At 63.1% G+C, this 11,838-nt stretch carries 12 protein-coding genes and 2 pseudogenes; 6 read left to right on the plus strand and 8 right to left on the minus strand.

Features of this window, described 5'->3' with window-relative positions; translation table 11 throughout:
- Positions 1 to 27 precede the first annotated feature (27 nt).
- Entirely contained in the window at positions 28 to 1,026 is a 999-nt protein-coding gene (locus H9L15_RS04995; RefSeq protein WP_187715388.1) for a hypothetical protein, read from the plus strand.
- Positions 1,027 to 1,248: 222 nt separating this feature from the next.
- Here the strand turns inward: H9L15_RS04995 and H9L15_RS05000 are convergent, their stop codons facing one another.
- The 3 genes from H9L15_RS05000 to H9L15_RS05005 are packed head-to-tail and all read right to left on the minus strand — an operon-like array spanning position 1,249 to position 2,095.
- Positions 1,249 to 1,710, minus strand: a complete 462-nt coding sequence (locus tag H9L15_RS05000; RefSeq protein WP_187715389.1) for a hypothetical protein — start codon at positions 1,708 to 1,710, stop codon at positions 1,249 to 1,251.
- Positions 1,608 to 1,856 (minus strand): hypothetical protein, encoded by a 249-nt coding sequence (locus tag H9L15_RS20180; protein ID WP_398286697.1) that lies wholly within the window; start codon positions 1,854 to 1,856, stop codon positions 1,608 to 1,610. Before H9L15_RS20180 ends, H9L15_RS05000 begins: the two co-directional genes overlap by 103 nt.
- On the minus strand, positions 1,787 to 2,095 hold the full coding sequence (locus tag H9L15_RS05005; protein WP_187715390.1) for a class I SAM-dependent methyltransferase: 309 nt from the start codon (positions 2,093 to 2,095) through the stop codon (positions 1,787 to 1,789). The genes H9L15_RS20180 and H9L15_RS05005 overlap by 70 nt, the downstream gene beginning before the upstream one ends.
- A gap of 408 nt (positions 2,096 to 2,503) precedes the next feature.
- Between H9L15_RS05005 and H9L15_RS18615 the strand changes: the two are divergent.
- From H9L15_RS18615 to H9L15_RS05015, 3 genes and pseudogenes are all read left to right on the plus strand, one after another.
- Positions 2,504 to 2,799 (plus strand): annotated as a pseudogene (locus H9L15_RS18615) (asparagine synthase (glutamine-hydrolyzing)); the annotation flags it as partial.
- A gap of 383 nt (positions 2,800 to 3,182) precedes the next feature.
- On the plus strand, positions 3,183 to 4,277 hold the full coding sequence (locus tag H9L15_RS17075) for an asparagine synthetase B family protein (protein ID WP_262984917.1): 1,095 nt from the start codon (positions 3,183 to 3,185) through the stop codon (positions 4,275 to 4,277).
- A 6-nt stretch (positions 4,278 to 4,283) separates the two neighbouring features.
- Positions 4,284 to 5,873: an FAD-dependent oxidoreductase gene (locus H9L15_RS05015; protein ID WP_187715391.1), complete on the plus strand. Its 1,590-nt coding sequence runs from the start codon at positions 4,284 to 4,286 to the stop codon at positions 5,871 to 5,873.
- Here H9L15_RS05015 and H9L15_RS17080 read toward each other — a convergent pair.
- The 3 genes and pseudogenes from H9L15_RS17080 to H9L15_RS05030 form a co-directional block, all read right to left on the minus strand.
- Complete coding sequence (locus tag H9L15_RS17080; RefSeq protein WP_223276645.1) at positions 5,859 to 6,206, minus strand: response regulator; 348 nt, start codon at positions 6,204 to 6,206, stop codon at positions 5,859 to 5,861. The genes H9L15_RS05015 and H9L15_RS17080 overlap by 15 nt on opposite strands.
- Positions 6,101 to 8,239, minus strand: coding sequence for a hybrid sensor histidine kinase/response regulator (locus H9L15_RS05025; RefSeq protein ID WP_187715393.1), 2,139 nt, complete (start codon positions 8,237 to 8,239; stop codon positions 6,101 to 6,103). The genes H9L15_RS17080 and H9L15_RS05025 overlap by 106 nt, the downstream gene beginning before the upstream one ends.
- A gap of 429 nt (positions 8,240 to 8,668) precedes the next feature.
- A pseudogene (locus H9L15_RS05030) lies at positions 8,669 to 9,549 on the minus strand (peptidylprolyl isomerase).
- A gap of 65 nt (positions 9,550 to 9,614) precedes the next feature.
- Here H9L15_RS05030 and purT point away from each other — a divergent pair.
- Together purT and H9L15_RS05040 are read left to right on the plus strand one after the other, a co-directional pair.
- The gene (purT, locus tag H9L15_RS05035) at positions 9,615 to 10,784 is read left to right on the plus strand and encodes a formate-dependent phosphoribosylglycinamide formyltransferase (RefSeq protein ID WP_187715394.1); all 1,170 of its coding nucleotides are present in this window, start codon (positions 9,615 to 9,617) and stop codon (positions 10,782 to 10,784) included.
- Positions 10,785 to 10,839: 55 nt separating this feature from the next.
- On the plus strand, positions 10,840 to 11,232 hold the full coding sequence (locus H9L15_RS05040) for a hypothetical protein (protein WP_187715395.1): 393 nt from the start codon (positions 10,840 to 10,842) through the stop codon (positions 11,230 to 11,232).
- On the opposite strand, the gene H9L15_RS05045 is transcribed toward H9L15_RS05040, so the two are convergent.
- Both H9L15_RS05045 and ykgO read right to left on the minus strand, forming a co-directional pair.
- Positions 11,229 to 11,513: a hypothetical protein gene (locus H9L15_RS05045; protein ID WP_187715396.1), complete on the minus strand. Its 285-nt coding sequence runs from the start codon at positions 11,511 to 11,513 to the stop codon at positions 11,229 to 11,231. The genes H9L15_RS05040 and H9L15_RS05045 overlap by 4 nt on opposite strands.
- A 138-nt stretch (positions 11,514 to 11,651) precedes the next feature.
- Positions 11,652 to 11,777 (minus strand): type B 50S ribosomal protein L36, encoded by a 126-nt coding sequence (gene ykgO / locus H9L15_RS05050; RefSeq protein WP_118857849.1) that lies wholly within the window; start codon positions 11,775 to 11,777, stop codon positions 11,652 to 11,654.
- Positions 11,778 to 11,838 lie beyond the last annotated feature (61 nt).

The raw sequence follows: 11,838 nt of genomic DNA on the forward strand, positions 1-11,838 counted from the left end.
ACGGCAGCCTGGAGAGGGGCGGAAACAGTGGCGAGCGGCGGCGCGACACCGATAGTCCATATCGGCTTTCCGAAAGCCGCTAGCACCTGGTTCCAGAAGAGCTTCTTCCCCTGCGTAAAATCGCCGCGCTACGTCAACCGTGCGCTGGTCAATGCCGCACTTCTTGACGCCAATGCGCTGACCTTTGATCCCGCCGCGGCGCTCGCGACCCTTGGGCTAACAAGGGGTGAGGCCGGCATTCTCTCGGAGGAAGGGCTGTGCGGCTACCAGCATAATGGTGGCATCGACGGCATCGTCACCAAGGAATTTGCGCATCGGATCAAAGCGACATTCCCGGACGCCCGCATCGTGATCATGCTCCGGTCGCAGACTAGCGTGATCGTCTCTCTCTACCAGCAGTATATCCGCGCCGGCGGCACCTTCAGCGCCACTCGCTTCCTGTTTCCCAAACTCTATCTGCAGCGGCCTGAAGTGGTGACCTACAAGCAGCCGCGTTTCGACGTCGACTTCTTCCTCTATTCGAGGATCGTCGCGCTCTACGACGATCTGTTCGGACGCGAAAACGTTCACGTCTTCCTGTTCGAGGATTTCCGTCGCGGTGGCATGGATTTCCTGCGCGAGTTCGCAGCAGAGCTCCGGCTCAACGTCGATTGGGAAAAAGTCTCGCTGGAACCGCGCCTGCGCGGCTATGGCGCTCCGCTCGCCTGGATCGCCCGCGGCCTCAATCTCTTCACCCGTCGCTCGGTCCTCGACAAGCACTACCTCGTGAACATTCCGGGCTGGTATCGGCCGCGCCGGAAGATCCTCGAAGCACTCAACCGAACGGGACTGTTCGGGAAGCCGCCCAAGCTGAGCGACCTCATCGGCAAGGATGCTGCGGGGAAACTGGAATCCCATTTCGCGCGAGACAATGCGCTCCTTGCCGAGCGGCGCGGACTGCCTCTGGCCGAGCTCGGCTATCCCATGCCTGCCGGTCAGGCGGAGAGCATCGCCTTCAAGTCCGATACCGTCGCGATCGCAGAATAGTCGGAATCGCTCCGGACCAGCCGAACCTCGAGCGGCGACGGGGCTACCTCTTTTGCGACTGCGGCGGCCCAGACATCGTGCCACGTTTCGAGGAACGATGGATTCTCATACTGCCTGAGGATCACCGCATGCCTCTTCCTGCCCTTTTTCGAATTCGGCTCTGCTCCCGGCGACTGGAGGCGCTTACGAAGGGTGTCGGGTCGTTGGCAAGCGTAATCGAAGTCACGCGTTTGGCTGACGATAGCAAATGGAACGCAGGGTCGCGGGATGTGCATGGAGAGGCCGGTCGAAGGGCCGCAGAATGTCGTAGTGGTAAATCAGCGTCTCGTGGCGGCCGGTTCGAAGTCCATCGACATCGTTTGCGGAGGCCACGGAGAAGTCGCCTTCAATTCCAAACCGCGCGCGCAATTCCTTCGACGACTTGAGCCGCTCGATGAAGGTCGACTTGCCGACCCCGGTCACGCCCGCAACCACGACCAGATGGTCGATCTGTCGCCGGCGCGCTTCGACGATCCACCGGCCTTTGAAGCTCGACGGATGGAAGCGAACCGGCTCGAACGCTTTCGAATGACCGTTGACGATCACCGACATCGCCTTCTTCGTGAAGGTGAAAGTGCGATCGGCGGCGCGGGTGCTCTTCGACGTATCGCCGAGAAGGACGAGCGGCGCGTTCGTCGCGCCCATAGCGAGAAAATATTCGCGACCTTCATCACCTCTCGCGCCTTCACCGGCGCGACCTCGAGATAGAAGCGGTCGCGGGTCATCGACATGATCTTCCGGATCGCCCCGATCGGCTCATAGAGATGGTGAAGCACGTTGAGGCAGAGCACGACGTCGAACGATTTCGGCTCGGGACATAATCCTCGAAATCCGCTTCAATATACTCCGCGGGCAGGTTCATCAGTCGCGCAATCTCGCGAGCGTGCCGGATGCGCTCCGGCGACGTTTCGAGCCCGGTGGCGCCCGCTGCACCATGCTTCAGCGCTTCCAGGCAGAAATGCCCGAGCGAAGAGCCGATATCGAGCAAAGTCAGCCCTTCAAGGCCGCTTCCGAACAGCAGCGAGTCCATGGACGTGCGCTGGTATCCGCCGGTCCCCTGCCCTCGCCGAAATCGATATTCTGATACTTCACATGCTCTGACTGAAGGAGCTTGGCGATCTCCTGGTCACGCTGCGTCTGGTCCAAAGTCCCGGCCTCGCTGAAATGTGGCCGCCTCGTATGACCGTGCTTTGCCGAGGGCAAGGTTGGGGACAATCGACGTTCGGGACGAACAGAGCCGCTGCGCTGTTGTAGAATTGGCTTCGGGCCTTATGATTCCAGCCTGTCGGGGCAGAGCGACATGTGTGGAATAGCGGGATGGTATAGACGCTCCGGCCGAGCGGTCTCCAGCGCTGTCGTGAAGCGGCAGTGCGACACCATCTATTCGCGTGGACCTGACGATTACGGCGTGACGGTCGATGGCGATTTCGGCTTCGGCATGCGCCGCCTCAGCATCATCGACATCGAAGGCGGCCACCAGCCGATGCGGACCGAGGACGGCCGCTACTCGATCGTTTTCAACGGGGAGATTTATAATCACCTCGAGCTTCGGCCGGAGCTGGAGCGGCGCGGCGCCAGGTTCCGCACCCACAGCGATACAGAAACAATCCTTCAGGCTTTTGTGTGTTGGGCAACGACGCATGGGGCCGCCTTGACGGCATGTTCGCAATCGCAATCTGGGATCATGCCGATCGCCGGCTGACGCTCGCCCGCGACCCGCTGGGAATCAAACCCCTGCTCATCACCGAGCAGGAAGGCGGCATTGCCTTTGCCTCCGATCTCCGCGCGCTTCGAGTGCTTCCTGGTCATCGCTGGGAGCTCGACGACCGGGCAGTTCACGACTTCTTCTGCTACGGTTACGTTCAACCGCCCCGATCGATTTTCCACAACGCGCGGAGCCTCGGTCCCGGTCAATTCATGGAAGTCGACCGGTCGAGCAGCAATGCAAAGACCTATTGGCAACCGCGCTTCAATGTCCGCCACAATCTGACTGAAGGCGAATGGATCGAAGAAACCCGAAGCAGGGTACTCGCCACCGTCAAAAGCCACATGCTTGCCGACGTGCCGGTCGGCGCTTTCCTGTCAGGGGGATCGACTCCAGCGCGATCACCGCAGCGATGGTTCGAGTCGCGAACACGCAGGTCAAGGCCTTCACTCTGGGCTTTCCCGGAACGTCGATTGACGAAAGCGCGTCGGCGGCGCGGATCGCCAGGGACCTCGGTGTCGAGCATCATGTCCTGCCGCTGGAGCCGGCGGCAGCGGGCGACGTGCTTCCACAAGTCCAGGCCGATTTCGACGAGCCATGCGCAGCGACTGCGGCGGTTCCAATCTGGCACCTGTCCAAATTCGCGCGAGAGCAGGTAAAGGTCGTTCTCTGCGGCGAGGGCTCCGACGAGATTTTCGCCGGCTACAAGCGACAGCGGACCGCTCTCCTCGCATCCCGCCTCGCGCCTTTGCTCAACGGCCCGCTCCATCTCGGCGACTTGATCGACGCACTGCCCAGGAGCGGCCTTGCGCGCTGGAACTACCAGGTTCAGAGCGCCCGCCGCTTCCGCCAGTCGGCGCTGCTCGAGAACAATCTCCAACGCTATATCGCGGCGACCGAGATCTCGACGCCGGGAGTACGATCCCGGCTTTACGCGCCGTCCTTCTGGAAAGAACAGGAAGGGCCCGCGAGCTACCAGAAGCTGGAGGCGGAATATTTCCTGCCCGAGCACCGTGCGCTGTCCCCGCTTGAGCAGCTGATGCTCGGCGATCTCACCATCCATATGCCCGGGTCGCTGCTGAACCGGCTGGACAAGGGCAGCATGGCGCATTCGCTGGAGGCGCGCGTCCCCTTCCTGTCGCGCGAGTTCGTCGACTGGAGCCTGACGGTACCGCAGGACATGAAACTCCGCGGCCGGGTTGGGAAATACTCGCTCCGCAAGGCGATCGAGCCATGGCTCAACAAGGACCATCTTGACCGCCGCAAGCTGGGTTTCCAGCTGCCTTTCGCCGAATGGTTCCGCGGCGACTTCAGCCGCTTCGCTCGCGAGGCCTGGAACGATAGCGGTGCCCGGCAGCTCGGTTACTTGCAGCCCGATGCGGTCGAACAATTGTTCGACGAGCACGCGCGCGGCGAGGCCAATCACGGCCGCATCCTCTACGCGATCGCCATGTTCAGTTGCTGGTGGCAGCAGTCGATGAGCCAGGGTCAGAGCAAGGCTGCCTAACCCACCATGCTGATCGATCTTCGAACCGCAGAGGGCCTCGGCCCTATCGACGCCGACATCTGCGTGATGGGCGCCGGCGCGGCCGGCATCCCGCTTGCTCGCCGCCTTGCCAAGGGCGGGCTAAAGGTCTGCCTCGTCGAAAGCGGCGGAACGGATTTCGAGCAGGCGACGCAGGATCTCTACCGGGGCGCGAATCTCGGCATGCCCTATTACGACCTGCACGATTCAAGGCTCCGGTTCTTCGGCGGCACGGTCGCGATCTGGGGCGGACGCTGCGCGGTCCTCGACCCGATCGACTTCGAGCAGCGTCCCTGGGTCGAACACAGCGGCTGGCCCATCGACCGAAGGCAGCTAAATCCATATTACCGGCAAGCGAACGCCATCTTCGATGTCGGCGAGTTCAATTACGAACATGATGTGTGGCAGCAGCTTGGGGTCCCCGATCCCGGCCTGGATCCTTCCGAGCTCGACGCGAAGCTATGGCGTTTCGACGAGGAAATGGAGCGGTTCACGGCCGCCCGCGCGCGCGACCTGTTCGAGGTCCCCAACGTCACTGTCCTGCTACACGCCAACGTCACTCAAATCACTACTTCCGAAGCAGGGAGGGCTGTCGTTGGGGTCGAAGTCCGCTCGCTGGAGGGCCGAAGCACGACAATCAGGGCGCGCCGTTACGTACTCGCCTGCGGGGCCATCGAAAATTCGCGCCTTTTGCTCGCCAACGGCATCGGCAATGGTCACGACAATGTCGGCCGCTACTTCATGGAGCATCCCGCCGGCCGCGTAGCGAAGATCGAGACGCGCGAGCCCTATGAGTTGTGGGCGCTGTTCCAGAAGCGCTTCTACCGCGATCGGCCGCCGCTGGCGCCGGCGCTTCGCCTCGCCGACGACGCCCAGCGGAAGCACGAGGTCCTGAACAGCATCGTCACATTCAAGCTGCAACGCGACCCGAAGCACGGCGTGAACATGAGCAGCGCCGTCTACAACAAGCTCCGCCACAACATCTCGCCTGACCGCAAGGGCCGCATGGCCGACCATCTCTATCGGGCCGTGCGCACCGCCTTCCATCGCTCGGTCCGCAATTGGTTCGAGAAGATTCGGGCCAACACCGGGCGCACCCACCTTTACGCGATCACGCGCGGTGAGCAGGCGCCAAACCCAGAAAGCCGCGTCATTCTTTCAGGCGAACGCGACGCGCTCGGGTCACCGCGCGCCGATCTCGTGTGGAAGCTGAGCGACATCGACAAACGTACCGCCCGGATATTCCCCGATGTCATGGACCGCGAGCTGCGCCGTCTCGGCAAAGGTAGCGCGACGCCGACCGAGTGGCTGTCCGACCCCGACCCGCAATGGCCGATCGACTACACCGTCGGGAACCACCCCTTCGCAAACTACCACCAGCTCGGCGGCACGCGCATGAGTAGCGACCCGGCGAAGGGCGTCGTGGACGGCGACTGCCGGGTCCACGACGTCGAGAACCTTTACGTTGCCGGCGGATCGATTTTCCCGACCAGCGGCTGGGCCAATCCGACTCTGACAATCGTCGCTCTCGCGCTGCGGACGGCCGATCACCTTTTGGCGGAATCAGCCTCGGACTAGCGCCGAGCGCACGGCTTTCGACAGGGCTTCCGCCCGAAACGGCTTGGTGAGCAGCGGAGCGTTGGGTGCGATCCGCTTGATGGAATCGGTTTCGCTGTATCCGGACACGAACAGAATGGGCTGGCCGGGATGGGTCGATAGGATCTTGCTGGCGACGTCGGCCCCCGAAAGACCGGGCATGATGAAATCGAGCACCACCAGATCAGGCACTTCTGACGAGAAGGCGTTCAGCCCAGTCTTGCCGTCTGGAGCCTGGCGAACGACATAGCCCTGGTCGACGAGCGCCTCGGAAATGAATTCCCGAACGTCGGGGTCGTCGTCGATGACGAGGATGCGCTCCGCCGACGTTTGAGGTTCGCCGGCCGGCTCCTCGGAGTCGCCGGCTGTGGCTTTCTCGCCCGGCCCGCGGCCTTGAAGAACAGGCTGACCGAAGTCCCCTTGCCGGGCTCGCTGACGATCCGCGCGACTCCGCCCGATTGGCGCGCCATCCCGTAGACCATCGACAGCCCAAGGCCGGTGCCCTTGCCGACTTCCTTGGTCGTGAAAAACGGCTCGAAGGCCCGCTCGCGCACGTCCTCGGTCATGCCGGAACCGGTGTCGCTGATGCTCAGCTCGATGTAATCGCCCGGGTCGAGGTCGGTCTCCTGGGTGACAACCACATGCCGCGTCTTGAAGGTCAGCACCCCTCCTTCAGGCATCGCATCGCGCGCGTTGATCGCGAGGTTGAGGACGGCAACCTCGACCTGGGTTGGATCGGCGAGGACCGGCACCATCTCCTCGTCGAGGTCGAACTTCTTCTCGATGCCCGGCCCGAGCACGTTCTTCAGCAGCGGCCGCATATTGTCGATCAGTGGCGCGATGTGCGTCGCGCGGACTTCCAGCCGCTGGACTCGGCTGAAGGCGAGAAGCTGTCCGGTCAGCCGCGCGCCCCGCTCCGCGGCGGTGAGCGCGTTGGTGGCGTAGCGCTTTAGTTTCTCGTCCTCGATCCGCTTGGTCAGGAGATCGAGGCCGCCGACGACCACGGTCAAAAGGTTGTTGAAGTCGTGCGCGATCCCGCCGGTGAGCTGGCCGAGCGCCTCCATCTTCTGGCTTTGCCGGAGCTGCGCCTGGGCAGCCTTCAGCTCGGTGATGTCGCGCGCCTCGAACAATAAATAGATGATTGATCCATCGGTGTCCTTCACCGGCTGGACCGACACGTCGAGGATCGCCGTAGGAAGTCCCGCCCGCTCCATCTGGACTTCGGTCGTGAAGATCCTGCCCTTCGCGGCCTGGGCAATACCCTCCCTCATCACCGCACGATGCTGCGGATAGGCTTTCATCGTCGGCGAATCCCAGAGCTTGAGGCCGATCGCATCGTCGGGATTGGGATGCCGCCAGATCTCGCGGCGATTGTTGACCGCCAGCACCGTGCCGTCGGGCTCCAGCAGCACCATCACCTCGAGAGCGGCTTCGAAGACCGCCCGGAACTGCGCTTCGCGCCGGACCAACTCGGCAGTCCGCTCCTCGACCTGGCGCTTGAGATCGAGTTCGGCCTCCTTCGCGACCGTGATGTCAGTGGCCGCACCGATGAAGCCGGCCAGCTCGCCGTCCGGCGCGTAACGCGGCGACGAAGTGCTTCTCAACCAGCGGTATTCGCCATCGCCGCGCCGGTACCGTCCCTCAAGCGTGAAGGTGCCGCGACCCGCCTCGCCGGCGATCGATTCCTGGACGATCCGGTCATGATCGTCGGGATGGATGCGCTCCCGCCAGTCGAGCGTACGGGCGAGCTCGCGGTCACCACCGACGAAATCGACATAGGCGTCGTTGACGAAGTCGCGGGTGCGGTCGAGGCGGGTCACCCACATCAGGACCGGCGCCTGGTTCGCGATCCGGCGGAAGCGATCCTCGCTCTCGCGAAGGGCTCGTTCCGCTGCGCGTTGCTCGGTCACGTCCTGTACGAGAACGATGACGCCCCGAACCCTTCCAGTGCCATCCGTCCAAGGCATGTAATTGGTCTGGACCGCCAGATTGCCGCGGGTGGGGTGCCTGAAGTCCGTCGCGAAGAACTTGCGTTCCCCCGCGAAGGCGGCCGCAATCAGCGGCTCACGCATGGCCCAGGCTTCTTCGCCGAGCAGTTCCCTGATCGTCAGTCCGAGCAGTTCCAGGCGGGGCCGCTCGAACCAGTCGGCCATGGGCTTGTTCATGAAGCGGTAGCGAAGGTCCTCGCCGATGTAAGCCACCATGACTGGCAGCATGTCGGCGACTGCAAGCATACCGGAGAAGTCGAATCCCCCGCCTGCAAGTTCGATCGGACTGCCCGATTCCGAGGCCGCTTCGGCGCTCGCCTCGCCGGCCTTCGAATTCAACGCCTTACTCGTGTCGGCCATGACTCGACATGCTAGGCCAATCCCCCTTTCTGCGAAGCAGAACCTGCTCCGCACCACGGCAACAATTCGCGTGATTTCATCCAGTTCCCGGCCTGGCGCGGATTCAGGCAACGGGGCGCGGATCGCCCAATATCGATGAAACCACTGCCGCGGTCACGGCGTTGAGAGCGGTCGAAAGGAAGGATCGGACAATGCCGACCAACGACGCGCTGAGGACGCTGACTGGTAGAGGGTATCACGCCGTGTACCGGGAGCATGAGGTCAATCACTGCCCGGCTGCGGCCGCACGCACTGGCTGATCGGTCGAATGTCGGCGGAGTGCGCGTTCTGTGCCACGGCCTTGCCGCTGGCCGAGGCCGGCATGCGCTCATACGCTGGCCCCGCGATCATTCAGCACAAAAACCGCCACCAGGACGCTGCCTGGGCCGCCTAAGCTGCCTTCTTCCGCACCGGCACCGACGCATTGCACAAGTCGACGCCGCCTGCCGGGCGGATGAAGAATTCGTCCTGCCGGTTGGCGCGGGCTTTCACATAAGCCGCAAACGTCGCGCTGCTTGTATCCATGTACTGGTAGGATGGCCGGGCGGCTGCAGGGATTTCGCTTCCCAGCCGAACCATGGCGATCGGCACGTGCATGCTCTCGCTCTTGTAGAAGCCGAGCGCCTCGGTCCCTCGCGGTAGCGAACTCAACCGATCCATCCCGTCGATGACCCTGCCGACCACCGCGATGTTGCGGTCGAGGTGACGCGGCGCGTGACCGATGACGGCGTACAATTCCCCGCCTGTTCCCGTGTCCGGTGACAGGTCCCGGCCCACGCCGACATAGCCGTAACAGTGGGTGAGATTCGCCGTGCCCGCCTTGGTGTCATAGCCGATCAGCCAGCCGCCGGCGAAGCCTGCGCTGGGGCGAAATCGTCCGGATAACCCAAGGGTCGGACGGATAATCCCTCTAGCGATCGATGATATTCGGCCGGCGGCTTGGCGACGACACCGGCCGGAAGCGGCTTCTTGCCTTCGTTGTTGCCCCACTGAACAACGTAATTGTCCTGCACGCGGTAGATCGTCGAGCCGGTCCACCAGCTCCCTTTCGCCAACGCGCGAATGTTCGCGACGTGGACCGGTGCGAACTGCGGTGCGAGCTGGATGACCACCTGTCTTCCGTTGGCAAGATCCATCACCAGCAGATCGTCCGGGCTGATGTCTCGCCAAGCGCCCGCGGGAGCCCCCGCGACGATTTCGGACGGAGTCTTGGGTTTCGCGGGAGGCGAGGCGGCAATCAGGACAGTTGAAAACAGAAGCATTGCACGCATCTCAGCCCTCCACAGCGAACGGCCGTGGTCTAGCCGACGATTGCGAGCGCCGCTATCGCCCGGCGATGCACACTGCCACTCTGATGCTCCTGGGGTCGGGCGAACTCGGCCGGGAATTTGCAATTGCCGCCAAGCGGCTCGGCTGCCGCGTCATCGCCTGCGACCGCTCCGAGAGCGCCCCCGCAATGCAGGTCGCCGATGCGTTCGAGGTCTTCTCCATGCTCGACGGCAAGGCGCTGACTGCGGCGGTGAAGAAGCACAAGCCGGACGTCATCGTTCCGGAGATCGAGGCGATCGACACGGACACTCTCGCCAAGCTCGAATCGGACGGTTGGCGGGTCGCTCCGTCGGCGAAGGCGGTTCAGCTGACCATGAACCGCGACGGCATCCGCGAATTCGCCGCACGCGACCTCGCTTTGATCACCTCGCGCTACAAGTTCGCCGAGTCCCGCGAGGATGCGATCGCGGCTGCCGCCGAGATCGGAGTGCCGTGCGTCGTGAAGCCGGTCATGTCGAGCTCCGGCAAGGGCCAGACGACCGTCAAGGAGGCGGGCGATGTCGGTGCCGCCTATGATTACGCCGTGGCCAACATGCGCGGCGACCGGCCCCGCGTCATTGTCGAGGAATTCATCGAGTTCGACAGCGAGATCACGCTCCTGACTGTCGCCACCGAGGCCGGCGTCCTGTTCTGCGCGCCGATCGGTCACCGACAGGAAGCCGGCGATTATCGCGAGAGCTGGCAGCCGGCCAAGATCGCCGACGGAGCGCTGCTATCGGCGCGGCGGCAGGCGCGGAAGATCGTCGAGGCGCTCCGCGGCTACGGGATCTTCGGTGTGGAGTTCTTCATTAAGGGCGACCAGGCGATATTCTCCGAATTGTCGCCCCGTCCCCACGATACGGGCATGGTGACTCTGATCACCCAATTCCCGAACGAATTCGAGCTCCACCTGCGCGCAGTCTTGAAGCTGCCTATTCCTTCGATCGAGCTGACCCGGCCCGGGGCCTCGGCGGTCATCCTGGCGAGCGAAGAGAGCGAGAACTTCGAATTCGAAGGCTTGGCGGAAGCGCTTGCTCGTGGTCATCCGGGCGCACCGGTCGATCTGCGCATCTTCTGCAAGCCGAAGACGCTCAAGAATCGGCGAATGGGGATCGCGCTTGCTGGCGGAACGGATGCGGAGGACGCGGTCGCGACTGCAAAAGCTGCGGCAGCGGCCGTGAAGATTCGCTATTCGTGAGGTGAAACTCACGGCGGTTGCGTTGTTGAATCAGTTGATGATGAAAGGACGTTCGATGCGAACCCGGATCTCGGCGACAATCGCACTGGCGCTGCTGGCGTCGGGCTGCGGCGACAACAGCAGCCAACCGGCACCGGCGAAGCAGATTTCGGTGCGCAGCGAACAGCAGAATGCACTTCACAATCTCAGCGAATCCAACCTGAAGATCGCGCTTCGAAGGGCGATCTATGACAGCGGCAAGAAGTGCAACACACTCACCGATGCTGGCTACGTCCAGGAATATGGCAATCTCTCGATGTGGACCGCCACCTGCTCCACCAAGCAAAGCTTCGCGATCTTCGTCGGGCCCGACGGATCAATCCAGGTTCGTGATTGCCGGGAAGTCGAGCAGCTGAAGCTACCCGCTTGCGTCATCACCAAACGGCCCAAGCCGGACCGCCCGGCTTAGTCGCAGCGGCGGCTTTCCTTATACTCGCCCGCCGCGGTCTTTTCCTTGACCGTTACGCATGAGCCCTGGCGCGTTTCCTCGCGCCAGCTGCCGTCCGGATTGGTAATTCGATTGCCGCCCTTGGGCACGCGCTTACCGTCGCGAATCTCGTAGTTCCAGCCGCGCGGCGTCGCCTGGTCCTTGTTGCCCTGGTTCGCCTGCGCGAAGGCCACGCCGGCAAATCCGGTCACTGCCAGCATGGCAGCTCCGATCAGCAGTGCACCCTTCGAAACCATCTTCATCACACGACTCCTTAGCGTCGCTTCCTACTCTCGCCGATGTGAACAGCGGGTGAAAGACGAAGCGCGGCAAATCTGCGCCGAACTGACGCAGATGGGAGCGAAATGACGATTTTTGAAGGGCTTGGCCCTCTCAGGGGTTTAGCCCTGGCGAGCCTTGAAACGCCGGTTCGTCTTGTTGATCACGTAGGTGCGCCCACGGCGGCGGATCACGCGGCAATCGCGGTGGCGCGCCTTGAGCGACTTCAAGCTGTTGCGAATCTTCATGGCGCGCGCCTGTCTCTTCGTTTCGTCTGGTCAAAAATAAGGAAGGCCGCCCGCAGGGCAG

Origin of the sequence: Sphingomonas daechungensis (assembly GCF_014489495.1) — a bacterium.
Classification (GTDB): Bacteria; Pseudomonadota; Alphaproteobacteria; order Sphingomonadales; family Sphingomonadaceae; genus Sphingomicrobium; species Sphingomicrobium daechungense.

Coding starts and splice junctions, on each gene's coding strand:
- H9L15_RS05040 (WP_187715395.1), top strand. CDS start 10,840: ATGCGAACCCGGATCTCGGCGACAATCGCACTGGCGCTGCTGGCGTCG.
- H9L15_RS05025 (WP_187715393.1), bottom strand. CDS start 8,239: ATGGCCGACACGAGTAAGGCGTTGAATTCGAAGGCCGGCGAGGCGAGC.
- H9L15_RS05045 (WP_187715396.1), bottom strand. CDS start 11,513: ATGAAGATGGTTTCGAAGGGTGCACTGCTGATCGGAGCTGCCATGCTG.
- purT (WP_187715394.1), top strand. CDS start 9,615: ATGCACACTGCCACTCTGATGCTCCTGGGGTCGGGCGAACTCGGCCGG.
- H9L15_RS05000 (WP_187715389.1), bottom strand. CDS start 1,710: ATGGGCGCGACGAACGCGCCGCTCGTCCTTCTCGGCGATACGTCGAAG.
- H9L15_RS17075 (WP_262984917.1), top strand. CDS start 3,183: ATGGTTCGAGTCGCGAACACGCAGGTCAAGGCCTTCACTCTGGGCTTT.
- H9L15_RS05015 (WP_187715391.1), top strand. CDS start 4,284: ATGCTGATCGATCTTCGAACCGCAGAGGGCCTCGGCCCTATCGACGCC.
- ykgO (WP_118857849.1), bottom strand. CDS start 11,777: ATGAAGATTCGCAACAGCTTGAAGTCGCTCAAGGCGCGCCACCGCGAT.
- H9L15_RS05005 (WP_187715390.1), bottom strand. CDS start 2,095: ATGGACTCGCTGCTGTTCGGAAGCGGCCTTGAAGGGCTGACTTTGCTC.